General features: G+C 55.0%; 17 protein-coding genes. 8 read left to right on the top strand and 9 right to left on the bottom strand.

What is annotated here, in order from left to right; all coding sequences use genetic code 11:
* Positions 1-553: 553 nt before the first annotated feature.
* Both OLTU_RS28895 and OLTU_RS28890 read left to right on the top strand, forming a co-directional pair.
* Positions 554-2,326: a tetratricopeptide repeat protein gene (locus OLTU_RS28895; RefSeq protein ID WP_141736202.1), complete on the top strand. Its 1,773-nt coding sequence runs from the start codon at positions 554-556 to the stop codon at positions 2,324-2,326.
* Positions 2,223-2,639 (top strand): adenylate/guanylate cyclase domain-containing protein, encoded by a 417-nt coding sequence (locus OLTU_RS28890; RefSeq protein WP_141736201.1) that lies wholly within the window; start codon positions 2,223-2,225, stop codon positions 2,637-2,639. Before OLTU_RS28895 ends, OLTU_RS28890 begins: the two co-directional genes overlap by 104 nt.
* A 12-nt stretch (positions 2,640-2,651) precedes the next feature.
* On the opposite strand, the gene OLTU_RS28885 is transcribed toward OLTU_RS28890, so the two are convergent.
* The 4 genes from OLTU_RS28885 to OLTU_RS28870 all read right to left on the bottom strand — a co-directional run bounded on the left by OLTU_RS28885 (position 2,652) and on the right by OLTU_RS28870 (position 6,296).
* The gene (locus tag OLTU_RS28885; RefSeq protein ID WP_141736200.1) at positions 2,652-2,885 is read right to left on the bottom strand and encodes a TIGR02450 family Trp-rich protein; all 234 of its coding nucleotides are present in this window, start codon (positions 2,883-2,885) and stop codon (positions 2,652-2,654) included.
* A gap of 11 nt (positions 2,886-2,896) precedes the next feature.
* Positions 2,897-3,568: a hypothetical protein gene (locus tag OLTU_RS28880; RefSeq protein WP_141736199.1), complete on the bottom strand. Its 672-nt coding sequence runs from the start codon at positions 3,566-3,568 to the stop codon at positions 2,897-2,899.
* A 185-nt stretch (positions 3,569-3,753) separates the two neighbouring features.
* Positions 3,754-4,425, bottom strand: a complete 672-nt coding sequence (locus OLTU_RS28875) for an SH3 domain-containing protein (protein WP_141736198.1) — start codon at positions 4,423-4,425, stop codon at positions 3,754-3,756.
* 128 nt (positions 4,426-4,553) lie between these two features.
* Complete coding sequence (locus tag OLTU_RS28870; protein WP_176737058.1) at positions 4,554-6,296, bottom strand: ABC1 kinase family protein; 1,743 nt, start codon at positions 6,294-6,296, stop codon at positions 4,554-4,556.
* Positions 6,297-6,402: 106 nt separating this feature from the next.
* Between OLTU_RS28870 and curA the strand changes: the two genes are divergently transcribed.
* Positions 6,403-7,425 (top strand): NADPH-dependent curcumin/dihydrocurcumin reductase, encoded by a 1,023-nt coding sequence (curA, locus tag OLTU_RS28865; protein ID WP_141736196.1) that lies wholly within the window; start codon positions 6,403-6,405, stop codon positions 7,423-7,425.
* On the opposite strand, the gene OLTU_RS28860 is transcribed toward curA, so the two are convergent.
* From OLTU_RS28860 to OLTU_RS28845, 4 genes are all read right to left on the bottom strand, one after another.
* Positions 7,373-8,239 carry an alpha/beta hydrolase family protein gene (locus tag OLTU_RS28860; protein ID WP_141736195.1) on the bottom strand — a complete coding sequence of 289 codons (867 nt, stop codon included), beginning with the start codon at positions 8,237-8,239 and terminating at the stop codon, positions 7,373-7,375. The genes curA and OLTU_RS28860 overlap by 53 nt on opposite strands.
* Entirely contained in the window at positions 8,236-9,051 is an 816-nt protein-coding gene (locus OLTU_RS28855) for an alpha/beta hydrolase family protein (RefSeq protein ID WP_141736194.1), read from the bottom strand. Before OLTU_RS28855 ends, OLTU_RS28860 begins: the two co-directional genes overlap by 4 nt.
* Positions 9,051-15,614, bottom strand: a complete 6,564-nt coding sequence (locus tag OLTU_RS28850) for a non-ribosomal peptide synthetase/type I polyketide synthase (protein ID WP_141736193.1) — start codon at positions 15,612-15,614, stop codon at positions 9,051-9,053. The genes OLTU_RS28855 and OLTU_RS28850 overlap by 1 nt, the downstream gene beginning before the upstream one ends.
* 347 nt (positions 15,615-15,961) lie before the next feature.
* Entirely contained in the window at positions 15,962-16,459 is a 498-nt protein-coding gene (locus OLTU_RS28845) for an FxsA family protein (RefSeq protein WP_141736192.1), read from the bottom strand.
* A gap of 220 nt (positions 16,460-16,679) precedes the next feature.
* On the opposite strand from OLTU_RS28845, the gene OLTU_RS28840 reads away from it, so the two are divergent.
* The 5 genes from OLTU_RS28840 to OLTU_RS28820 all read left to right on the top strand — a co-directional run bounded on the left by OLTU_RS28840 (position 16,680) and on the right by OLTU_RS28820 (position 22,498).
* Positions 16,680-18,194, top strand: coding sequence for a sensor histidine kinase (locus tag OLTU_RS28840; protein WP_141736191.1), 1,515 nt, complete (start codon positions 16,680-16,682; stop codon positions 18,192-18,194).
* 4 nt (positions 18,195-18,198) lie between these two features.
* Positions 18,199-19,707, top strand: a complete 1,509-nt coding sequence (locus OLTU_RS28835) for a sigma-54-dependent transcriptional regulator (protein ID WP_141736190.1) — start codon at positions 18,199-18,201, stop codon at positions 19,705-19,707.
* A gap of 97 nt (positions 19,708-19,804) precedes the next feature.
* Positions 19,805-20,221, top strand: a complete 417-nt coding sequence (locus OLTU_RS28830) for a hypothetical protein (protein WP_141736189.1) — start codon at positions 19,805-19,807, stop codon at positions 20,219-20,221.
* Between the two features lie 373 nt (positions 20,222-20,594).
* Positions 20,595-21,734, top strand: coding sequence for a hypothetical protein (locus OLTU_RS28825; RefSeq protein ID WP_141736188.1), 1,140 nt, complete (start codon positions 20,595-20,597; stop codon positions 21,732-21,734).
* Positions 21,735-21,748: 14 nt separating this feature from the next.
* Entirely contained in the window at positions 21,749-22,498 is a 750-nt protein-coding gene (locus OLTU_RS28820) for a hypothetical protein (protein ID WP_141736187.1), read from the top strand.
* On the opposite strand, the gene OLTU_RS28815 is transcribed toward OLTU_RS28820, so the two are convergent.
* Complete coding sequence (locus OLTU_RS28815; protein WP_141736186.1) at positions 22,499-25,309, bottom strand: 7TM diverse intracellular signaling domain-containing protein; 2,811 nt, start codon at positions 25,307-25,309, stop codon at positions 22,499-22,501.
* Positions 25,310-25,324: the final 15 nt, after the last annotated feature.

Below are 25,324 nucleotides of genomic sequence, written 5' to 3'. Positions count from 1 at the left end.
GAAATCTGTTAGCGGAGGCCGACTGGTACGCGAAATACGCTAGTGCCACCTTCAGCGGATTCTGAAATGACCAAAATGGGCACCATCGGGGTGTCTTCATCTGTTAAGGAGAAAGTCGATGAAAAAGCCAATCCCAGTGAAGCAAGTGAAGTCAGTCAGTGGAGGCAAGCTGCCCTTCCAAAGACTCGTACGCGAGTAGTGTTGATACGTTTCCGCGGGTCCCTTCCGGGGGCCCGTTCTCCGGCCAAAGCAAGCAGCCTGCACACGACAAATTCTCGCCCTAAATTCTTTCATAGATGAACTTTTCGGTCACGATAGGGTCCGCATAAGGATCGAGTGTCGCACGCACATAATCAAAAGCCAAAATAATTACTTGGATAAATCATTGAATTTATGGAATGATTTGGCAAGATCAGTCGAGGTTGCAAAATTGCTCGACGAAATATATTTCGTAAACGATCAAGTCGGCTCTTGGTGTTTCGACATTTCCAGTTAAGCCAGAGTCAAATCATCCGATAAATAGCTATCCTTTTCGCTATTTTTGGATACAAGAATGTTCGACTTGGTCTCGCTGCGCTTCAGCCCCCACCCAATACTCTTCATCCCGATACGAAGAGTTTGGCTGACGGCATTGCTGGCCATCCTGATCTCCGGCTCTCTTTTGGCGAATCCTTTGAATCTCACGTTCGAACAATGGAACCTCAAAATCGCGGATGATCCACACGCGGTTCACCGCATGATCGAACAGTCGTGGAACGCTCTGGATCCGGTGCAGACGCCTGATATTTACCTCCGGACTCTTGCCATGGATTGCCTTGTTCGGGCCCAAATTGGCAAGGATTTCCGGGACGAAAAAATCATCGAGGAAGGGCTACATCAAGCTTTTCGCGCCGAGGCGTGGGACGAGGCAATTCTACTCACTTCATGCAAAGCACGCATCCGAACTAAAACGGGTCAGTATGACGAAGGGCGTCACCTGCTGGAAGAGGCTGTCATGATGGCGGCACAGCATGGGAGAAGCAGCCTTCAGATCCGAACTCTGGTTCTCCTCTCTGATATTCACCTCTATAACAATGACCTCAGAAAGGCGCTGGCTCTACTTCAAGAAGCTCAAGTTATCCTGGAGAACGACAATAAGCTCGCACGGATTGAAAAGGAGCGCCTGAAGGTGGAAATCGCCATGGGGCTGGAAGCGGCCGGATCCCATGATGTTGGCATCAAAATTTATGAAAGCGCTCTGCAATTCTTTACACAGGAAGGTCTGCGTAACTATCAAGTGGTAATGCACTATAACTTGGCCGTATACTACTCATCCCGAGGCACATCCGCAGACCTAACCAACGCACGTGCCCACTTTGAATCCGCTGCGGATATCGCACTCAGTTTGCAGGATGAGCTTTCTTATGTTCCAGCGCTCTCCGGAATTGCTGACATTGAACGGCAACTGAAGAATTATGCGCTTGCTGAGCGCCTGATGGAAAAAGCCATCAATGTCATCAAGGATAAGGACAGTGCTTGGTGGGCAGAGAGCCTTATCATCCTTAGTGCTATAAAGAAGGATCAGTCAAAATTTGAAGAAGCACTCGCTACTCTGCAGAAAGCGGAATCTATTCTACCCAAGGGGGAGGCAGCCACGCTGGAATCCATCAAGATAAAAAAGGAAGAAATTTTCCTGGAACTCGAGCGGTACCAGCTGGCATATGAACTCCGCAAAGAGGTCTCCGAATCCCGGATTGCCAAACTCAAGAGTGATGCAGAAAAGGAATATTCCAAGCTGAAGGTGGATCTTGGGCTCGCCGTCGAGGAGGAGAAGGCAGCCCTTCTGCAGCAGGAAAACGACCGCGAGCGCAAAATATCGTATTACAAGACCGTTGCCACCGTCTTTCTGGGTGCACTCCTGCTGGCTCTTGCCATCTCCATGGTCTGGCTCAAAATTCAGCACGATAAAATCAAAAGCATGCAGCACTACATTCAGGAAAATGTCCTGCAGCGCTTTCTCCCACCTCAAATCATCGAAGGCGCCCTGTCGGGCAATTCCCCTCTGGACGATGCCGCACAGGAAGCCACGGTCACCATCCTCTTCTGCGATCTGGTGGACTTCACTTCGTCCTCAGAACGTCTGGGGGCCGATAAGATTGCCCGCGTTCTGAACCAGTTCTTCAAGGAAATGACCGACGAGATCTTCGAAACACACGATCGACAAGTTCATCGGCGACGCGATCATGGTCCTGTTTGGAGCTCCGATCCATGCGGAAGGTTCAGCCCAGGCTCAAAAGGCCTTCGCCTGCGCCGAGCGCATTTTAAAACGTATGCAACAATTGAATGAACGTTGGAGGGAAGAGGAAGGCGCGGAGTTTGCGATACGGATCGGTGTGCATCAGGGCCAGGCGATCGTCGGTTCCTTCGGCAGCCAGAAGCGCAGCGACTATACAGCCATCGGGCTTCATGTCAACATCGCTGCCCGGATTGAAACAGCCGCCCAACCCAATACCATCTATTTCAGCGAAGCGATTGCCAGGCATCTCGCTCCGAATCTCTATACGTCGACGGGCCACTTTCGCCTGCGCGGCATCAGTGAAGAATTGGAACTCTTCACCAGCCTTCCCGCAGAGTCCAATGCCCAGCGGCTGGTCAGCTAAACCACTATTCGATCAGTCCAGCCAGCCCGGTTTCCAATGGTCCGGATCACGAAGGGACGCGCGGCTCACCCAGACCCGCACACTCCTATCGCAAACCGCCATCATCTCAAGTTCCAATTTTCCGGATTCCGAGCGACGCCTTGCGGTGATGCGGTAGTGCTTCCATCCCGCAAGGTTGCTCGTCGAGGTCCAGTTGGAATTGATCAAAAAGAGTTTCTTCGAGAAATGTCGATGCCTGGATTGCATGATCCTCTCTCTTACTTGGACTGGCGGCTCAGGATGGCAAGCATCATATCCGCGAGATACTCACTCGTCGGCACACTCAGATGCAGACCGTCGGGAACCAGGTCCTTCATCGTATAGCGCTTGCCTTTGATCTCAAGATAGCCGTCCTTCAGCACCTGCCGATGCAACTGATCGAAGGGCATCAGAAAGCAATCCTTATAGGAAGCGCATTTCCTCTTGATCTCCTGATTCAGTTTTGTCCGTTGAACCTGGCGTCCGGGCAGCAGTTCCGGAATCTCGCCGAGGACGATCGGTAGCCCAAGGCGCGAGGCCTGGGACATGATGCTGTCCAAGGCTTTAAGGCTGGGCCCGACCTCGGAAAGAGTGGAATCCCAGAAAAGGAAGTCAACCGCCATGATTATGCTGCGATCCTCAAGATGCTTCGGACTGATCTCCTTGATCACATCACGACCGGGTCGGCCGCCAAAGGCTATGGTTCTGATTTTGGACTTGTCCGTATAACGGAGCGCGAGGGTCTTACCCGGACTGGATGTGCTCCAGTCAGCACTGACGCTGGCCCCTGTGATCAGAGGTTTTTCAAGCAGTGTGGCGGGCGAAATGCTACTGGCCTGGGCCGCGGTATGAAACGAAGCGGCCGCTGTCGCAGCGATCGCTGTGCTTTTCAGAAGGTTAATAATGTTCATAAGGGAGTCTCTTTCATGATGCATGACAGGCGGCATGATCATAGGAGTTCCTTAATGAAAATTCACTAAGCAGCCTCACCAGGGCGGACCTTCGATCGAACACAAATTTTTGTTTGATTTATCGCGTCAGAGAGGGTTGGAGAGGGGAGCGCAGCCCCGTGGACTGCGCTTAAGAACAGATCCAATCAGGGAGCAGCGGCAGCAGCCGGAGCGGCCTTCGCTTCTTCTGCAGCCGGAGCAGCAGCCGGAGCAGCAGCAGCTGGTGCAGTGGCTTCAGCAGCCGGAGCAGTGGCTTCAGCAGCTGGAGAAGCAGGAGCTTCCACGGGCGCTTTTTCCACGGCCTGAGGAGCTTCCACGGCTGCAGGAGCAGGAGTTTCCGCAACAGGATCATCAGCCTGAGCAGGCTTCACAGCAGCTACAAAGAGACTCGATACCCAAAGGCCATCCGTGGTTTTCAGCCAGGTGTTTTTCTCTTCACCCGTTAACGAGATGCCTTCACCAAACTTTGCCAGGCGTGCGACGGCATGGCTTTTTCCAGGACCCTGACGCACGTTCAAAAGCGAAGTCGTGGGATAGACAATCTTTTCAGCACTGGCCGCAGGCGCAGGTGCTGCGGCTGGGGCCGGGGCTGCGGCTGGGGCTGCAGCCAAATCCTCAGCTTTAGCGGATTCGGCCTTGGCCTCAACCGCTTTGGTCTCTTCAGCAGCCTTTTCCTTGACGTCCGCCTCAGGTTTGGCGGCAACGGAAGCGGGAACGTCCGCATCAGTTTTCAGATTTTCCGCTTCCGTTTCATCCGAGGTGGAAGAACAGGCCACAGAAAGACTCAGGATCAGGCTCAGCAACATCGCGGATTTCATCAAAAGAACCTCCACTGTCAAGAATTTCGACACCTGAAGGGTGTCTGGGCATAGGCACCCGAGACAGGACGGGCACCTAAGGTCGAAGCAGACCCTTGACAGCAAGATCCTCGCCATGGAGAGAAACCTTAACGGCGGAAGAACTGCAGCAGTGAACGCGCCCGATAGGGTTGACCAATTCGCACGAAGTGCCAGCCAAAGAGAATAAACCAGGCAAACAGCGCCGCCACCAGACTGGCCCCGATGAGCAGATCCAGCTGGCGTTCGGGGGATCTGACCGCAATAAGGATCACAGCGACCATGGTCATCGACACCGCAAACGCCGCGAGCGCCATGCGGCTGCCCAAATGGTGCAGGACCTGGGGCAGATTCTCAAGCTGTGGGTTCAGCGCCCGCACCTGTAGATTGCCCGATTCGGCATCGTGCAGAATCTGATCCAGCTGGGTGGGAAGCTGCTTCAGCATGCTCGACAGCCCGGTCACAGATGCCAGCGAATCCTTCAAAAGCGTGCCAGGTGAAAGGCGTTCCGCCATGAGACGCTGAATATAAGGCTGCGCGATGTCCAGAGCATTGATGTCTGGATAAAGATTGCGAATGAGACCTTCAATGGTCAAACTTGCCTTGGTCAGGACGGAATATTCCGGCGCCAGCTTGATTTGAAAGCGCTGCGCGGCGCTGACAAATTCATCCGCAAGTTCCTGGGATCTAAAATCCTGCACGCGGTTGACATTCAGATAACGATCCAGAATGCGCGTGATTTCGGCCTTGAATTCGCTCAGGTTGATCCGCTTCATAGGGGTTCCCATCCGCAGGAAAACCCGGGCGATGGTGCCGGCATCGCGTGAAATGGCGGCAATAATCAGAGTCACGATATCCGCACGCTGATCATCCCGAAGCTGTCCCACCAGACCCAGATCAATCATGCAGATCATGCCCTCATCATTGATCAGGATATTGCCGGCATGCGGATCGCCATGAAAGAAGCCATCGATCAGAACCTGCTTGCAGGCGGCATGCAGAATTTCGGTAACGGCGTGTTTGGCTTCAGGCGACTGCGGCACGATGCGGCGCAGGGAACGACCGGCGAAAAATTCCATGGTCAAGACCTGGTGGCTCGAAAGCTCGGGATAGGGTTTGGGCACCACAACCTTACGCTCCGGATCCAAAAGCTCGCGTGCGGTTTCAAGATTGGCCAGCTCCTCCGTAAAGTCGAGCTCACGCAGAAGCGCGATTTCAAATTCAGCCACAATCTCGGAGGGCGCGAGCAGCCGCATTTCCTCAATGCTGACCTCGAGGGCCTTGGTCAACATGAAGAGAAGATCAAGGTCCCCGCGCATGGTCTGCTCGATCATGGGACGCTGCACCTTGACGATGACGCTCTCACCATTCCGGGTGACGGCCCGATGCGTTTGAGCAATGGAGGCGGTGGCCAAAGGCTCGCGACTGAATTCTGCAAAGAGTTCGGACAGGGGTTTGCCGAGACTGCGTTCCACCACAACCTGGATGGCCTCAAAGGGAACCGGGGGAGTCTGATCCTGGAGACCCTCGAGCGCGGTGATATAGCTCGCCGGCATGATGTCAGGACGCATGGACATGATCTGGCCAAATTTTATGTAGGTCGGCCCCAGATCCTCCAGCAGGCGCCGAAATCGAGTCGCAGCAGGCTGATCACGCCAGCGTTCACTTTGACCCTCAACCTTCACCTGACTGAAAAAGATTTTTCCGATCGATGAGCGGAGAAAGAGCTCGCCGAAACCATGGCGGGCTATGATAAGAAATATAGCCTGGAGTCGCTTGATGTCCCGGGCTGCCACGCCCAGAATGGAGTTGCTGGGTTCAAGGGATTCTTTATCATTATTGTTGCTGGCCATATCACACCCTTTGGGGTTTATGTTTATGGCAATATAGCTCAAATCACAGGGTTTTTCGCAGGCGTTTTTCAATGTCATGTCACCCTTTAACATCAGGATGGAAGCCATGCAAAAACACACGAGTATCAATCGGCAGGTTCTTTTAGCCAGTCGCCCCACAGGCAAGCCGACGGTTTCGAATTTCAAGCTGGTTGAAACCCCCATTCCCGAACCTCAGGATTCCCAGGTTCTCCTCAAGACGCTGTATCTGTCCCTGGATCCCTACATGCGCGGGCGTATGAGCGAGGCCCCTTCGTATGCGCCGCCCGTCAAGCTTGGTGACGTGATGTGCGGAGGCACGGTGTCGCGCGTGATCAGCTCACGTCATCCGCAATTCAAGGAAGGGGATCTCGTTCTCGGTTACGCAGGCTGGCAGGATTATGCCATCTCGGATGGACGCGATCTGCAGCCTCTTGGTGAAATGGGCCAACCATCCCTGGCTCTGGGTGTGCTCGGCATGCCTGGTTTTACGGCGTACATGGGCCTCATGGATATCGGCCGGCCGCAGAAGGGGGAAACGCTGGTCGTGGCTGCGGCGACCGGGGCGGTGGGCTCGGTCGTCGGACAGATTGGCAAGATTATGGGCTGCCGCGTGATCGGCATCGCCGGCAATCCCGAGAAATGTCACTATGCGGTCGCGGAGCTGGGCTTTGATGCCTGTCTCAATCATCATGAGGCGAAGCTGGAAGACATTCTGCGGGAGGCCTGCCCTGAAGGCATTGATATCTATTTTGAGAACGTTGGCGGCAAGGTGCTGGACGCTGTTCTGCCTTTGCTCAATAACAAGGCGCGCATACCCGTCTGCGGTTTGATCGCCGATTACAATCGCACCGCTTTGCCGGAAGGTCCGGATCGTTTGGGTCTCCTGATGAGCCTGATTCTACGCAAGCGTCTTCTGCTGCAGGGTTTCATCATTAGCCTCGACTATGGTCCCCGCTATCAGGAGTTCCGGCAGCCTATGGAACAATGGGTCCGCGAGGGTCGCATCAAGTATCGTGAGGATATCGCCCTTGGCCTTGAGAAAGCCCCCGAGGCCTTCATAGGGTTATTGGAGGGTGCGAATTTTGGCAAGCTTGTGGTGAAACTTTAGAACCGACGGCAAAGTTCCGCAGGACCCAGGTGCTGATGGAATCCATCAGCCGGTTTCTTTGATCCACAAAGGTATAAAGATGATCCGCCTCGGTGTGGAGTTCGAGGGTCAGTATCCCGGAAGCATCCACGCCTTTTAACATGTCGTGAAACTGATTTTCATAATTGTAGAGATAATTGTAACCACCCGTGTAAATCACGAGGCAGGGCATCTTTCGTTCGACAAAACCCTGGAAATCCAGCCGAATCTTGTCGAGCGTGGGAAAAGGCACCCAGAACTGATCCTTGGCTTCCAGCTCCTCCCGATTTTCATCCGGGGAAAAGAGTTTGCGAGCGAGACGCTTCCAGTAGGCCCAGCTTGTGACACGATTGAGGACATAGTGTTTGTAATATTCACCGACCCTATAGGCATAGGTATCAACCATGGAAAGGCCGATCACGCGCGGATCCGCCTGGGCCACATAGTGGGCATCAATCGCTCCTGAACAGATGCCATGCAAAATGAATTCCTCGAATCCCCATTCCTTTTGCAGGTAATTCATTGCCTCGCGAACATCCAGCACAGGCGAGGCGATTTCACCCTTGCGGGGTAAACTATCGCCGCGTCCGGTCAGGTCGAAACGAAAGACCGGCAGGCCGAGGCGGGTCAGGGTGTGGCTCAGATCCACGGCGACCCGATTCGGTCCGATTTTATGCGAGATGCCGGTGTTCCAGGTCAGCACCACTTTCTTTGAAGGGCCATCCGGGTGATCCGCTGTCGCCAGAATTCCGGTCATTTCCTGATAACGTCCAAAGCGGACCGCGATCTGCTTCATGAAGCACCTCGAATGGCACTGATTACGGTGTGGATCAACTGGTTCGGAAAATCCTGGAACTGCAGAGCCCGGGCATTCCCCCATTTGAGGTTGTCACTGATCCGCATGAAACGGACTTCCTCGAGCCGGGATGTCAGATGCTCGATGAGATCGGCTGGATCCGGGCAGCCCTGGCTGGTGATAATGGTCGCGGCCTTGGCCTTGATGGTGGCCGGCAGACCTTCGAGATTTTGCAGCTGCCACAGGAGATAAGCTTGATGCGGAATCCCCAGAAGCTGTCCGTACAACGCACTGGGCGCATAGGAAGGAGCGTTCCGCAGATGAAGCTGCAGCATGGTCTCCTGCATGGCTTGCGCTTCCGTGAGGCAGGCCGATCCATCCAGGATGGGATCGATCAGAATAAGCTTGCGAACCCGCTCGGTGGCCACGGCCTGCAGGGCCAGAGGGCAGGCGAGCCTGGTGGCCACGAGCGAAATGCGGCGAATCAGGCCGCTGCTTTTCATATATTGGATGGCGTCCTGAATATTCGCCCGGCACTGGTTCAGATCGTAGTCCCGGCTTTCCCCTTCGGAGTCGCCGGTGGCAAAATAATCGAAACGCAGGGTGTAATAGCCTGCCATCTGAAGGCGTTGCGCGATCTGCCTTTGAGTCCAATGGAATTTCTTGACTTCATAAGGCGCGGGCGCGCAGAAAATCACTCCTTCGCGCAGATTGGATGCCGATGCGGGAACGCCGAGCTGCCCATAAAGCTGTTTATGGGCCGACTCGAAGAAAAAGGGCTGTTCTGGAAAGGACGTGACGCTGGAGCTCATCACTGGTTGCTCCTTTGTTCGAGCGGCATGGCTTCCGGTTGAGCCTCCCTGCGTCCCTGATCGATGCGATAGACGAGCTGCTCAAAGGTCGACGTCAAAAGATCCGCGAGGGAAATGGGCTGGCCCGTGGCCTCGCTGATTTCCCTGGCGATAATAATGGCGAGCAGCGAGTAGCCGCCCACATCGAAAAAGTTGCTGTCCTTGGAAAACTCATCCACTTTCAGGCGGGCCTTCCAAAGATTGCGCAGGAATTCCTCGGTGGACTGCGCAGCCGGTTTGGATTGGGCCGGCTCCAGCCCTTCAGCACAGGAAGCCCTCAGGATCTTGCGATCGATTTTCCCATTGTGGGTCAAGGGAATGGCATCAATGACCTTGATCATATTCGGCAGAAAGTAGTCGGGCAGACTCTTCCGCATGAAGTCCTTCAGCTCATGTTCATTCCAGTCCTGCCCATCGCGCCGTTGCACAAAAAGCACAATACGCTGATCGCCCTGGGCAAATTCATGAACCACGGCCGCGGAAAGCTTGACAGCAGGATGGGAATTGGCCACCGCTTCAATCTCACCGAGCTCGATGCGATAGCCACGGATCTTCACCTGATCATCCGCGCGGGATATGTACTCGATGATGCCGTCCTTCACAATGCGGGCCCGGTCACCTGTATTGTAGATGCGTTCCCCTTCTGCAAAAGGACTGGCGATGAATCGTTCCGCGGTAAGGTCCGGCCGGTTCATGTAACCGAGGGCGAGGGAAAGCCCGCCGATATAAAGGTCACCGATCTCTCCATCCGGAACAAGCTGCATCTTCTCATCGAGGATAAGGATCGTATAATTCTCGAGCGGACGCCCGATGTATTTATGATCCTCGGGTGCTGTGACCTTATGGAAGGTTGCCCATACGGTGGCTTCCGTGGGGCCATAAACATTGTAAGTGGTCTTCAAACGGGGAATCAATTTCTCAGCCAGATCACGTGGGAAGGCTTCACCGCCGCAGAGTCCTGTCAGTTGCGAGGAGCCCTTCCAGCCGCTTTCGGTCAATATCCTCCAGCCCGATGGCGTGGCCTGGAAGAAAGTGACCCCATGTTCCTCTATGGTTTGGGCCAGCTTCTTTCCATCCAGTGCACTCTCTGAATCCATCAGGATCAGGGTGGCTCCGGTCGCAAGCGTCAGAAAGATTTCAAGCACAGAAATATCAAAACAAATCGTGGTCAAGGCCATCAGGACATCCTGATCCGCGAAGGCAATAGCCTTGCGCATTGAATGCAGGAAGTTGACCGCGGCCCCATGAGGGATTTGCACGCCCTTGGGTTTGCCGGTCGAACCTGATGTGTAAATCACATACGCAAGGCTATCCGCCGGGAGCTCGAATGTCAGAGCCTCATCGCTGCAGGCCATGATGGCCTCAGCTTCCTCGTCCATGGCGATCATCTTCACCGTTTGAGGCATGGTGAGGGTCTCGGCGTATTCCTCTTCCGTCAGAATAAGCTGAAGTCCGGAATTTTCCGCCATATAATGGAGGCGATCATTCGGATAGGCGGGATCCATCGGCAGATAGGCGGCACCAGCCTTGAGAATGCCCAGCATGCCCACAATCAAGTCCATCGATCGGTCCATCGAAATGCCGACCACATCGCCGGGCCTGACGCCATTTTTCTGCAGATAACGAGCGACCCGGTTGGAGTGTCGATCCAGTTCCGCATAGGTCAGCGCTTTGTTGCGATAGCGAAGCGCAACCTTATCGGTATGAAGCGCCGCGGCCTCAGTCACCAGCTGATGCATGGAACCGCGGACGCCAGGGCGGGCCGCAGGTTCAGGGGCCTTCTGCTCTGAAATAATGGTATCGAGCAGGCGCCGGAGCGCCGGAGCTTTCAGCACATCCTTCAATTCGAGCTCAACACCAAAGCGGTCCTTCACCTGCTCGATCAGGCGGATGGCCAGCAGCGAATGCCCGCCCTGATACGGAAAGCTTTTATCCCACTCAACGCGGGCCAGTCCGAGAAGATTCTGCACCATCTTCAGAAAATCAGCTTCGATGGAACCGGCTGAAGTGGAAGGAGCGGGCCCGGCGACGGCCGTGGGCTTTGATGCCAGCTCTGACTGCAAGGTGGATAAACGGCTCTCCGGCTGCGACGCCAGGGTCATGAGAAGATTTTGATACACATCGAGGAAGCGGGCGATGGTGTCCGAGTCGAACAGCTGCTGGCTGTATTCCGCCGTGATATGCAGATGATCCGGATGCTCCTCCACCCAGACGTTCAAATCCGTGGCCGGAGCAGCCCGTGAAACGTCGCCCATGAACTGCATGCTGAGGCTGCCCATGTCGTAGGACTCGCGATTCACTTTTTCAAAGGAGAAAAAGGTCTGGAACAGCGGATTGCGCGCCGGATCCCGACGCAGGCCGAGCGTTCGCAGAACTTCATCCAGGGGGGCATCCTGGTGGTCGAAGGCCGACATCACAGTATCCCGCACCTGGCTAAGGAAAACCTTGAAGGACAGGTCCTTGTCCGCGGAACTCCGCAGGGCCAGGGTGTTGGCAAAGAAGCCGATCATATCCTGCGTCTCGGGATGACTGCGACTGGCAATGGTGGTTCCCACGATGACTTCGCGCTGTCCCGAGAGCAGCATCAAAAGATATTTGTAGCTGGCCAGAAGCAGCATGAAAGGGGTCGCACCCTGCCCGGTCGCAAGTTCCCAAAGGCGGCGCAAGGGTTCCTTGGCCAGGGTCAGAGTCAGCTGGGAATCCACCTCCGGCTGCTGCCGTGGTCGCGGTTTATCGCTGGGCAGGGACAGAACCGGCAGCGGCTGGGCACCCAGATGCTGATGCCAGAACCTGACCTGTTCGGCCATCGCTCCACTTTGGACCCAGGCCTGCTGCCAGGCCACGAAGTCGGCATACTGAAGGGCCGGTCGGGTCCGATCCACAGGGGCACCGGACACCATGGCTTTATAAACAAGTCCAAGCTCGGTCAGGAAACGCTGGATGGAAATCAAATCAAAAACGATATGATGGGCATTCAGGAAAAAGATGTGCTCGGCGTCACTCATTTTGAAGAGACGGAACAGAATCAGTGGGGGCTGATCCAGACGGAACGGTGTTTTTCCGAGCTGCTCCAGGAGAGCCATAACCTTGTGATCCCCTTCGGCACGGGGGAGCGAGGACAGATCAATTGTTTCAAAGGCCAGCGGTACGTTCGCGTTCACCTTTTGATAAATGGCGTCCTTTTCAAAGTGATAGCTGGATCGCAGGATATCGTGCCGGCTCACGACCAGCTCCAGGCTTTCGGCAAAAGCCTGGGCATTCAGGGCGCCTTTGATGGAGAAGTAGATAGGGATATTGTAGGTGGTGGCCTGGGGATGAACCTGGGCATGCATCCACATACGTCTTTGGCTGAAGGAAACCAGGGATAAGGTTTGGTCCTGCGCCTTCAGGGGCATGATGCCCTCGGCTGACGCCTGATTGGGGCGGCTCAGCTGCGTTTCCACATACTGGGCCAGGCGTGCCAGGGTATTCTCCTGTTTGATCAGAAGACCACTCGGGAGGTCAATCCGGAATTCCTTTTTCAGACTCGCCGATACCTGGGTCAAGGTCAATGAATCAAAGCCGAGCTCAAGGAACGCCAGATGCTCATGAGAAGGCGCAATGGTCATGTCGGAGGCATCGGCAAATATTTTGCGGATCTGTTCCTTCAAGCCCGGTGTGACAGCCTGCCTGTCGACGGCCTTGGGAACCGGTGCTTCAACCGGAGCGGATTCAGGCTCCGGCATCGGTGCGGGCGCAGGGACGGGTGTGTCGTCGGCAGGAATGGTATCGAGCCAATGGCTGACCTTTTCAAAGGAATACGCAGGCAGCGGAATTCGACTCCGCTTTTCGTTGGCAAAATAACGCGCCCAATCCATGGAAACACCTTCGCACCAAAGCGAGCCGATGGCCTTCAGAAAGCCCTGATAATCATCCTCGCCGGCCAGGGTTGGAATGGCTTTCATCTGCATCGGGTCCACCGCGGCCTTGCGAGCCAGAACAGTGGCCGTATCCCGTGGACCCAGTTCCAGCATCAAATAGGGTTTTACAGACCAAAGCTTTTTGACGCTGTCGTGAAATCTCACAGCCTTGCGCATATGGTCCGCCCAATATTGAGGGCTCTGCGCCTGCGCCGCGGTTATCCAATCGGCAGTCAGGGTGGAAACATAGGGAATTCTGGGCGCCTTCAGTGGAACCTGCTCGAAGACCCGCAGGAAATCGTCCGTGATGGCGTCCACCGTCGGAGAATGGAAGGCATGGGACGTTTTCAGGACCCGACAGCCAATACCCTTTTGTTCCAGTTCGAGACGCAGGGCACTCAACCGCGCGCTCGATCCCGCCAGCACACACTGCCTGGGACCGTTGACAGCGGCGATATCAATGGTGGCATCCAGGTACTTGCGCGCATCGGACTCGCTGATATTCACGGAGAGCATGGAGCCAGGGGCCATGGTCTGCATCAGCTGGCCACGTTTGGCGACCAGCATCAGAGCATCCTTCAGTTCCAGGACCCCGCTGATCGTGGCGCAAGTAAATTCCCCTAAACTATGGCCCACCAGAGCTTCCGGTTTCAGGCCCAACTGTAGAAAGTATTGCGCCAGTGCGTATTGAATGATGAAGAGTGCCGGCTGCGCATACTGCGTTTGTCCCAGGCGCTCCTGAGCCTGCTCATGCTGCCCGGCGGAAGGATACATCAGCGTTCGTATGTCGAGTCCCAGAATGGGCTGCAAAAGGTCAGCACAGGTATCGACGGCCTGCCGGAATACGGGCTCATGCTGATAGAGAGTCCGGCCCATGTTCACGCTTTGCGTTCCCTGTCCGGGAAACATGAAGACGAGAGGAGGATTCGGACGACTGATCCGGACTTCGCCTTCACGTGACAGGGCTTCCAGGGCTTCCGCCTGGTTTTTAGCCAGGACAAAGGAACGCTGAGCAAAAGCCTTGCGTCCCTGCGCGAGGGTGTATTCGATATCGGCAAGATTGAGGCCGGCATGCTCCCGCAAGTGGTTCGCCAAATTCTGGCGATTTCGCTGCAGAGCCCCCTCTGTTTCCGCCGAGAGCAGAATGAAATGCTCCGGTTTCTGACTGGAAGTGGCCGCCGGGGCCGGAGCTTCCTCGATGATCACATGAGCGTTGGTGCCCCCAAATCCAAAGGCGCTGACGCCGGCCCGCAGAGGCCCCTCTGCTTTGGTCAATGACACCGCTTCGGTTGGTATATAGAAGGGCGAATTCGCAAGATCGATCCCGGGATTCGGGCTCTTGTAGTTGATATTCGGTGGCAGTTTCTTGTGCTTCAAGGACAGGAGCGCTTTGATAAGACCCGTGACACCGGCCGCGGCATCCGTATGACCGATGTTGCCTTTGAAGGCCCCCAGGGCGCAGAAGGCTTTTTTATCCGTGAAAGGCGCGAAGGCGTCCTTGAGCCCCTCGAACTCAACCGGATCACCGAGGAGGGTTCCGGTGGCATGCGCCTCGATAAAGGACAGACTTTCCGCGGAAACCCCGGCGTCCTTCAAGGCTTTCCGAATGACCTTCGTCTGACCCGAGGCACTGGGAGCGAAGAAGCTCATCTTGTCCAGACCATCATTATTGATGGCGCTGCCAATGATCACCCCATAGATGTGATCGCGATCGCGAATGGCATCATCCAGACGTTTCAGGACCACAAGGCCCGCACCGTCACTGAACATGACGCCGGTCGCATCGGAGCTAAAAGGCCGAATGTGACCATCGCTGGCGAAGGGGAGGCCAGGGCCATGCATGAATCCGGCTTTTTGTGGGACATAGATGGAACACGCGCCGGCCAGGGCGATGTCGCAGGTGAAATTTCTGAGACCGAGCACGGCCTGATCCACCGCAACCAGTGAGGTCGAGCAGGCGGTATTGAGGCTGACACTGGGACCGCGCAGATTGAGTTTATAGGATACGCGTGTGGCCGCATAATCCTTCATATTGCCGACCGTCGTCGTCAGGCTGCCGACTTTTTGAATCAGATCCTTTTTGTCGAGAACATTATGGATGTGATAGAAGTTGTCGCCGATTCCACCATAGACACCGATGTCACCCGGGAACTGATCCGGGTCATAACCCGCGTCCTGGAGCGCTTCATAGGCCACTTCCAGAAATACCCTTTGCTGCGGATCGATGAGTTTGGCCTCTCTGGGGCTGATGCGGAAAAATTCGGCATCGAACTTGTCCACATCGGCGAGAACACCTCGCGAACGCCCGTAGTTCGGATGCAGGCGTTCCGCGGCCGGGACGGCAGGATCAATCTCGTGCGGTTGAAAGGTCGTGATCGACTCGACCCCGGCGTTCAGATTGCGCCAGAACTCGGCGACGTTGCGCGCACCGGGAAAGCGTCCTGCCATGCCGATGACGGCAATCTTCGGTCGCCCTGCTGCCGGTGCGTTCGCAATCGATGTGTTTTCCTGAGGCAGCCCTGGACTTTTCTTTTTGAGAAGCTCGAGCTGATCCTTGATGATTTCCATTTGCTTGGAAAAGAGCTCGCATAGATTGGCTTCGTTGGGTTTGTTAAAGTCCGACATGTTATTTCCTCAAGCAAGGCTCACTCCTGCCACTGAAACTCCGCAAGTCCAGTTCAGGCTTTTCATATCAAGAGAGGCGTGCCAATGTTTATAGACACACGTGTCTTGTGGCAAGCAGTTTGTTACGGAGCTTCTCTGGGATTTCGAAGTTCATAAAACTTTACCAGAGGCCGATTGCATCCTTGCTGAAGCCACCTCAGGCAAGCCAACCCAGGGTCGCAGTGGGGCTTGACTTCCGGGCGTATATGCAAAGCTTGAACCGGCCGATCTGTGAAGGCAAGTTATTGGAAACGCGTGGGGTTTCGGGGCGGGATAGGGAGCGGCGTCATCTTCCTTGACGCCAGTTGCTATGATTTTTGAATCGGCTCAACGTCGATGATATCAACGCCATCCGATTCCCGAATAAGAGTTCCAGGCTGGCTGTAGAAGCCAGACTGATGGACGATAATATGCCCGCTGCCTACCTGTTTCCCCATCCATGATTTCAGAGCTTTCACAAACAGCGTGCGCGTCCATGGGATAAGCAGAAGCAGGCCCAGGACATCCGTAATGTAGCCGGGAATGATCAGGGCCGTGGCGCCCCCAAGCATCAGAAGACCTTCCAGCATGGTCTGGCTCGGGACCTGCCCGCTGCGCAGCTGCTGCTGGGCCTGCGTATAGAGGCGGAAGCCCTGACTTCGGGCCACGCTCACCCCGAAGATGGCGGTCAGGAATATCATGCCAAGCGTCCAAAGCCATGCGCTTTGACCTCCCCATCGGGCGCTCCACGCGCCATGGACCTGAACGATCACGAAGAGTTCAAGAAATGGCATGATCATGAAGAGTAAAAACAAACGACCTAACATGGACTGCTCCTCGCATGAGCCAACAGGATAACCTTTGCCGCATGAGAAACCGGTAAAGGCTGGGACGAATGACGGTGCATCGTAACACGCCTACCCGGTTCCATCCAGGCAAGGCTGGGATGAATGCGCCATGCGAGCATGAAAAAGGGCCCGTGTGGTTGACGGCGGGAACCTGATCCTTTTACTTTAGGTTACCGCCGCAATCCCGTAAGGTGACAGCATGACTTTTTTGAGGCACTTCATTAAGACTTTTTTGAAAAACACCACCATGTCCTGGCCTGTGTTTCTGCTCAGCGTTCTGCTCCTGCTGACGGGCGCTGGCTCAGCCTGGTATGTGAATCACCTCTATCAGGACCTGTCGCAGGTTGTGGAACTGAATGTGGCCAGCGTGAGAGCGGCTGAAGAGCTGGAGATCGGCCTGCGGGAAATTCGCAACGAGCTGAACGAGTATATTCATGGGACGGCGGATATTGATGAGCTGGACCTCGAGAGTCTCTTTCGAAACACGGATTACTGGCTTGCGGAAGCCGAACGCCTCGCGACCACGCCGCATGAAAAGGAAATCATTGTGCGTTTGAAAGCGGGCTATCGGCATTTTCTGGACAGCATGAATCAGCTGCTGAGTGGTGTGGACGACCGCGAGTCGCGCAACGCGTTTCGGTCCCTGATTTATGGCATCCTCACGAAGGAGATTATTGCCCCGGCTCATGAGTACCTCGATTTCAATGAAGCCACCATGCAGACCCTTTCTCAGGAACATAGGATCTTTTCGAAGCGCATCGCCAACGGTCTGATGGTTATTGCCATCTGCGGGGCGATCGGCGGGTTTGGGGCTGGTGTGCTGGTCGCGCGTCGCATGGCCCGTTCACTGGTCGAGCTGAATCTGCCTTTGACCCTGGCGGCCGGTAAACTCAGTGAGATTGTGGGACCCATCCGCATCGCGACGAGTGCCAATCTCACGGAATTGAAAAGCCTACTGGATGTCATCGCCGTCGAGGTGGATCGGGTTGTCATGCGTTTGCAAAAAACGCAGGCCGAAATCCATCGTTCGGAAAAGCTCGCGGCCATCGGCAAGCTGGCCGCCGGCACGGCTCATGAACTGCGCAACCCCCTTATGTCGATCAAACTTCTGATTCAGGCCGCTCTTTTGCGGGATGACCTTCTGAAAAAAGAGGATCTGGAAATGATGGAGCAGGAACTCATTCGGGTCGAGCGAACGGTCCAAAACCTCTTGGAATTTGGGCGGCAGCCTCTGATGTGTATCGAGCCGTTGAACCCGATCGACGTCCTGGATCCATGCATACGCCTCGTTCAAGGGCGGGCGCAGATCCAAGGCGTCAGCATCCGTACCCGGATCGAAGCTGAACCTGCTTCCCTGAAGGGCGATGTCAGTCAGCTGACGCAGGTTCTGTTGAATATTCTGATGAACTCATTGGACGCCACAGCTCATGGTGACGAAATTCAGATCACGGTCAAGACCGAGCGCCTCACGGACGATCCCGCGGCGCAACGCCTGAAATTTATGGTGGACGATACTGGTCCGGGCATTCCACCCGAGATTCTGCCGCGGATCTTCGATCCTTTCGTCTCCAGCAAGCAGACCGGCACCGGACTCGGTCTGTCCATCTGTCGGCAAATTATCGAAGCTCACGGCGGGGAGATATTTGCCGCCAACCGGTCCGTAGGAGCCACGGTGGGTTTCAGCCTGCCCATGATCCAGTTTTCCAGGGAGTAAGTTCATGACGAGAGTCAAGTCACTATTGGTTATTGATGATGATCGTGTGCTGCGCTATTCCATTCAAAAAAGTCTCAGCAGTGCGGAGCTTGAAGTCAAGGAGGCTTCGACCGCGCAGCAGGCTCTCGACATCATCTATCGGACGCCGCCGGATGCGATTCTGCTGGATCTCCGCTTAAATGAAACGTCCGGCATTGACGTCCTTAAGGAGATCAAGAAGGGGCATCCCAACCTGCCGGTCATCATGTTTACCGCGTTCTCAACCACCAGCACGGCGATCGAGGCCACCAAGTTTGGAGCCTTTGAGTATCTTTTGAAACCGGTGGATCTCTCGCGTCTGCGGCTGACGGTGCAGAAAGCCCTGCTGTCTCAGGTCCAAGGCGACGACCGCGAAGTCATCGCTGCCAACACTCCTGAAATTCTGCAGGATAGTGAGGTCTGCATGGTGGGGGACTCCGAGGCCATGCAGGAGGTTTACAAAAAGATCGGACGCTTTGCCCCGACTCAGAGCAATATCCTGATTCTGGGGGAAAGCGGCACCGGAAAGGAACTGGTCGCGAAGGCTCTGCATTATCACAGCCAGCGTCGGCAGGCGCCGTTTATTGTCATCAACTGCGCGGCTCTCTCGGAAAACCTTCTGGAGAGCGAGCTCTTTGGTCATGAAAAGGGTGCCTTCACGGGTGCCGACAAGCGGCGGGCCGGCAAGTTCGAGTATGCCCATGGCGGCACGATTTTTCTGGATGAAATCGCCGATATGCATCCTACAACCCAGGCCAAGGTTTTACGTCTTCTGCAGGATCAGCGCTTTGAGCGGCTGGGCGGCAATGAAACGATCGAAACGGATGTTCGTGTGATCGCCGCGACCAATCGGGATCTGACCGGAATGATCCAGGCCGGCCTGTTCCGTGGGGACCTCTACTACAGGCTTAACGTTTTTACCATAGCGCTTCCACCGCTGCGGGACCGCAAGGAGGATATTCCCGACCTTGTGCGATACTTCGTGAGCTGTTTCAAAACTGAGTTTGGCAAGGATCAGGTGGAAATCGATGCCCGGGTTTTCGATTGCCTCAAGCTTTACGATTGGCCTGGCAACATGCGGGAGCTGCAAAGCTTTGTCAAATATGCTCTGGCTCATGCCGATGGGCAGTCGATCCGGGTTGCACATTTGCCGTCTACCATCGTGAGGCGTTCCATGGGCACGTCTCTGGCTCCAGGGGACGATGCCCCGGCTTCCGAGAGCGCTTCGTCTCCGGATAGCCTCAACGCACTTGTGCAGCAATATCTGGAAAAGGGAGAGGGCGGCGTTTATGAGGTGCTGGTTCGGGTTCTGGAAAGCATCATGCTTCCCGCCGTGCTGGCGAAGACCAAAGGCCGTTTGCAGGAGGCTTGCGATATACTCGGTATTTCCCGAAACACGCTGAAGTCAAAAATGAAGGAGCACGGTATCAGTATCGACGCTCAGATTTCGTCAAAAAGTGACCAGCGGGATCAAAATTTGACAGTCTGGCCCTGACACCAGGCACGTGGGGAAGGGCTTTCCCGGCCCCGAGTGCATGGCACATATTCTGCACTCCAGTTCCTTACACTGCTTTTTTTTCTGGAGTCGTGCCTTGCTGGAATCGAATGATGCGAATCTGGAGTCCGAACTGATTCGCGTCGTACAGGAGCAGGCAGGGCCACTCAATCTTGAGGAGATATTCAGCTGCCTCTACGATCGCCGTGACCGTCTTTCCGAGCTGATGGCCACCCACAAGGAAACGGCACTGGCGAAACGAAGAGTCAAACGCAGTCTGGACCGATCCGCCCATCGTGGACTTCTGGAAACATCCTGGGAGAACGGCCAGGTCTATTACCGAGCCTCACAACATTTGGCCTTTGCTTCTGAACCCCAGCGGTTCGATTCCAGGCCGAGCGTTCATGATCGACTTCTGTTTATTTTCTGTATCGTCGCGTTCCTCGTTCTTGCCTCTGTCATTCTCTTTTTCTTTCCCGATGCTGAAAGCAGCGGAGTCCTGTTCTCCATGTAACAACTCCGAATTCAGAGGTGCCTCCTGGGGCACCTCAGTTTTCCTCCTGCTGAACACCCCAACGACCTGAACAACACACGACCTCCTGATATGCACAAGCTGCCAGGCGGAGGATCTTAATCCATTGTTTTTCATGGCAACACGACCTGACCCGACCTGGGTCTGATCAGCTTTGTTTAGAGTTTCGACATTTGCAAAAGACGAGGCTGCATTCTTACTCATAGGCAGCATTAAACGCACAAAAGTCCAACGGAATCAAAGACCTTCAACGCCTTGAGCGCCATGACCTGCTGGCCAATGTTTTGCATTATTTAAGAATCGAAAAAATCCCCAAGACATCGCTTACGTCTGTTAACTTTGGAGAGGGCTCATCATGTCTCGAAAACTATTGCTGTCTCTGACCTTAGGTCCTTCGCTCGTGCTGGCTTTTGGCGCTTGTAAAAGTTTGACAGTCCAGCTGGGGAAAAAAGACAAGGCATCAGAAACCAAGGCAGCCCACTCCGCAGATCAGTCCGGGCGTCTCTACCTGTCATGGAACTCCATGGAAGATAATCTCGCCCGCCTTGAGGAATTAAAAAAGGAAGGCGCTCGCGCTTTTCTGGAACGTTATCAGGATGAAGGTCGGGTGCTGTTCCGCTCCCTCTTCCGCCAGTTTCGTGATTCCGTTGTACGGAATGCGCACACCGAGCATAACTATGGCCTGAGCCTCCTGGGCTCTCTGGCGCCAGGTCAGTGCAGGATCCTGGACAATCCTCAGGACCTTTTTGCAATGGAAGAGTATGGCGATATCCGTCCTCTGCTCGAAACCGCAGTTTTGTCCAAGCTGCGAGCCAGCGATGTGTCGCAGCTCAATCCCAGTCTTCCCGGTTCCATTGATACGGTCACCAAACTTGTCTTCTTTGAGCTGGGTGTGAAGCTGGATGGTGCGTCCAGCTTTGAAAAAACGGACACCCATGAGCTCATAAAAGCCGATATCGCGATGCAGGTCGTTCATGAGCAGGATGAAGCCATCGATCTTCAGGGTCCGGATGAGCGATCATTCCGCTTTTCGTTCGTCCATGAAGCGGTGGCTGATAATCAGCGACTGGATTTGGAAGCGATCGTGGCCAAAGGCATCTATGACAATGCTCCGGAAGGTACCCAGGACTTTCTGCGGATGAGTTATGCCAAAAAAAGAACCTGGCAGGCTCTGGAAGTGAAAAACGGCTGGCGCGTGGAAGGTCAACCGGAAAGCCTTGTCTACAGTCGCCGAATCGCGCTCTATCCCGAATCTCCGAACGGCCAGCAATTCAAACTGGTCGATACCATCGGCTATGGTATGCCGGATGCGTCGTCACGCAGTTTCCGCATCGATCTCGAAAAGCGTGAAGTATGTGCCTTGACGAACGGTGGCAAGGGGCCTCCTCCAGAAGAGAATCCAGGTCCTGGCAAGGATCCTGATCCCAAGCCCGATCTTCCGGATCAGAACGATCCGGGACAGAATGGTGATGATCCATCCCAGAATCAGAAATAAGCGGAGCGTGCCCCATGCTACGCCTGGGACTTGGGTTGATCCTTCTTTTCTTCACCGGCCCTTTGCTGGCCGGGGACAAAACCTTTCATTTGGGTTTGCTCACGAGTATTCCCGAGGCCAATGGCGCCGTGATGAGCCTGAACCTCAATCGCTTCCTGGCGATTCAAGGCACCTACAGCTGGGCCCTGCCGGTCAACGTTGAGGTCGGGGTACCCAGCAAGAAACTGGTGTCCCAGGAGGACTTTGCCATCCGCAGTCCCTTCCTTACCCTGCCTTTTACCGTTGACTTTGGTCCCCAGTGGTCACTGGGAGCCCTGGTTTATCCATTTGGCGGCAGCTTTTATGTGGGTCTCGCCTCGGCCCATCGAAGGGTGAGGATTCGCAGTCATGTGGAAAGCCCGCTGATCTTTGAAGACAGCGATTCCGAGATGCCGAGCAACACCAGCTTTGCTGTTGATCTGCGCACCGAGACCCGGCAGGACCTCCTGCGGGCCAGTGTCGGCCAGCGCTTTACGTTTGGTCCCCTCTTCCTGGGCTGGTACGGCGGCGCCACGCAACCTCTCCATGGTCAATCGCGAATTGAAACCCATGTGAATGTCAAGAACTCGCAGGCGAGCGATCGCACCATCGGTGCCGCTGACAACCTTGAGGAGGCCCGCATTTCCCAGGAAAATCTGGTGCGCGAGAAGGTACGGAATCTGCTCCAGGATTTTGAAAAGCAGGCCCTTCCTTTGGTCGGTCTCGAAATCGGCCTCGCGTTCTAATCAGGCTGATTTTTCGTTGAATGTGGTTCCGTTTTCTCGAAGCGGAAAGTTTATAATCAGTGCGAAGTCATGAAAGTCGGGATTCTCTTTGTGGGGTTCCCCGACGTCGATCATAATGCTGCCCCCCAGGCTTTCCAGGAGTTCACGCACCGCCTCCATGCCGATCCCGCGGCCGGAAATCAGGGACGTCTCCTGCGAAGTCGAGAGACCCGACTGGAAAATCATTTCCGCCAGCTCCTGCAGCGTCGCATCGCGGTTTTTAGCCTTGGCACGCAAGGCCCCAACGTTGAGTCCACGCCCATCATCGCGATAGGTCACCCGCAGCGAGCCAGCGCTATATTCCTGGGTGAAGAAGATGGTTCCATATTCATTCTTGCCTTTCCGGAGACGTTCATCACGCGCCTCGATGCCATGATCCATGGAATTGGCGAGGATGTGGCCAAAGGCCTGGCTCAGCCTGGCGTGAAATTCCTGAGGTATGGCCCAGGTCCTCCCTTGAAAGACCACCAGAGGCACCGCTTTTTTCAAATCCCGGGCGAGATCCTTGAGATTCTGAACCGGATCATGGAGCACGGCTTCCAGACTGCAGGCCAGCACTTCATTCCACTGCTGATAAAGCTGTTTGGATGGCTCCTGCAGGGATTGCGGCCCACCCTGCATGACATCCTCAAGAAAGTGGAAAAGACGGGTGGAGAGGTCCTCCGGGATGGAAGGGCGATCCGTCAGATCCTGCTGAAAGCCGAGCCGCACTCTCCAGATTTCGTCATAAAGCTGCAGAAGGTTCAGGATAATCGTCATGACGCCCAGCACATCACGCGGGCTCATGACGTCGAGGCTGAGCACGGTGGATTCCGCCTCGTGGATGCACTGGGTCAGCGTTCGCAGTTCATAGACCCGGGCGTCACCTTTAAGGGTATGAAGAAAACGCAGGATGCTCTGGCGATCGATGGACGCCGCCTTTTTGCTGATATCCTCGATTTCACGGCGCGTGCGCTGATGAAACTGCGGAAACTTGCGCCCTTTCCGGGTGGTCAACTCGCCCGTGATGAGAAGTTCCTTCTCCTGAGAACGCGCCTGCTCACGCAGAATCCGAAGCTGGGTCACGTCCCGCAGGATGACAAGCATCTTGTCGATCCGGTTCTCATGGCCGAGCACAGGCAGCCAGTCGATTTCAAGGTAAAGCGTCGTGCCATCATCCTGATGCAGGATCACATCGCGGATCAGGAGATCGCTGTTGACCTCATAACTGAGGTCAGGATCCCCGATGCAACTGAAGATGACCTGCCTCATTTGATCGATCACTTCCGAAGGCAATTGGCTGCGCCCAAAGATGAGCACGAAGGGATCCTGATCGGAAATATCAGGGGTGGAGACGATCGTGCTGAGATAATGGGAATACTCCGAGCCGATATGAAGTGTGCCATCGCGCAAGCCAATGGTCAGGATGCCCTGATTGATCGTGGCCAGAATCGACTGAATATCCCGTGTTCGCTCGTAGACGAGGCGATCGAGGCTGCGGATATGCTGCTCACGTTCCTCCAGGAGAGCCTCCTGAACAGCAGCCTTATCGCGTTCAGACTCAATGAGTTGAGCCTGGAGATTTCGCTGCTGCATGAGACTCTCCTGACGCTCGTGGTTGATCAGCGCCACACGTTCGCCAAGAGCCAGGGACAGCAGGACGAGCTCGAGCACGGCCCCGGTGAACTGAGCCCAGGCGCCGATCGATGTCCCATTGATGAATCCATTGTTGCTAAGGAGCATGATTAGATTGCTCGTCAGGAAGATCGTCCAGCCCAAGGTATAGTAGCGGGCGGGTCGATAGGAGAAGCTGCGATAGAAGCCGATGAACATCAACGAAACGGAGAAAAAGAAATTACAGCCGAGTGTGAAGGGCTTGGCCCCCAGCTCGAAGGTCAACCAGTTGACGATATTGATGGCCATCAGCACGCGGAAGACGCTGAGGAGACGACACAGCCGGGGCGCGCTTTTTTTAAGGTCGAGAAATTCAATGGAGAACGTTGCGCAGCAGATGGAGATGATGTCGATGGTGATAAAGATGAAATCCTTGAATATCCAGCCGTTTTCCATGTCTGGAAATACATACTGCTGCATGACGCCATGATAGATGGCGACAAAGATCGTATAAAAGAAGATGTAAGTGACATAAGCGGTATAGGCGCGGGAATTGAATTTAATGGAAATAAACAAGTTATAGAAGAACATCACAAAACAGACGCCAAAGAGAAGACCAAGAAAATTGGATTCCTTCACTTCAAAATGAAGAAAATTCCTGGGAGTCCAGAGGGCCAGGGAAAACTGGACCGCGGTGCTGGTTTTCATATGCACGTAGTAAGTATGCTGACCCGGGGGCACCGTAATCGGAAACACCGGATTCCGCGCCTGCACAGGGCGTTTGGACCAGGCAACGCAGTCGCCCAGAGTCAGCGATTGATAGCGGCCATCCGCATCGGGCCAGTACAAGGTGATAAAGTCGATCGTCGCATAGCGTGAGGCCAGGAGAAGATCAATGGCCGCCGTATTGGGGTTGTCGAGTGTGAAGCGGGCCCAGTAGCTGTGACCGCTGAAATAGCCGAGAGATGGGACATTCTGGGGCCGCGAGAAAAAATCCGCATCATGCGCTCCCGAGCGCAGATCATCAAGGTCCAGACCCTCGGGCGTATCCTTCAGGATTTCAAGATGGGGGCCCAGCCACACACCATTCGTCGCCGGACCGATCACGACAGGGTCTGCCTGCGTGCGATCCGTCCAGAACGTCAGTATGGTGAAAAGCATGATGAAAAAGCGAGTCATGTCCTTTTCGTCTCC

The organism is Oligoflexus tunisiensis (assembly GCF_001748245.1).
Classification (GTDB): Bacteria; Bdellovibrionota_B; Oligoflexia; order Oligoflexales; family Oligoflexaceae; genus Oligoflexus; species Oligoflexus tunisiensis.
The sequence above is the reverse complement of the archived record's forward strand: the minus strand, read 5'-3'. Positions and strand labels throughout refer to the sequence as shown.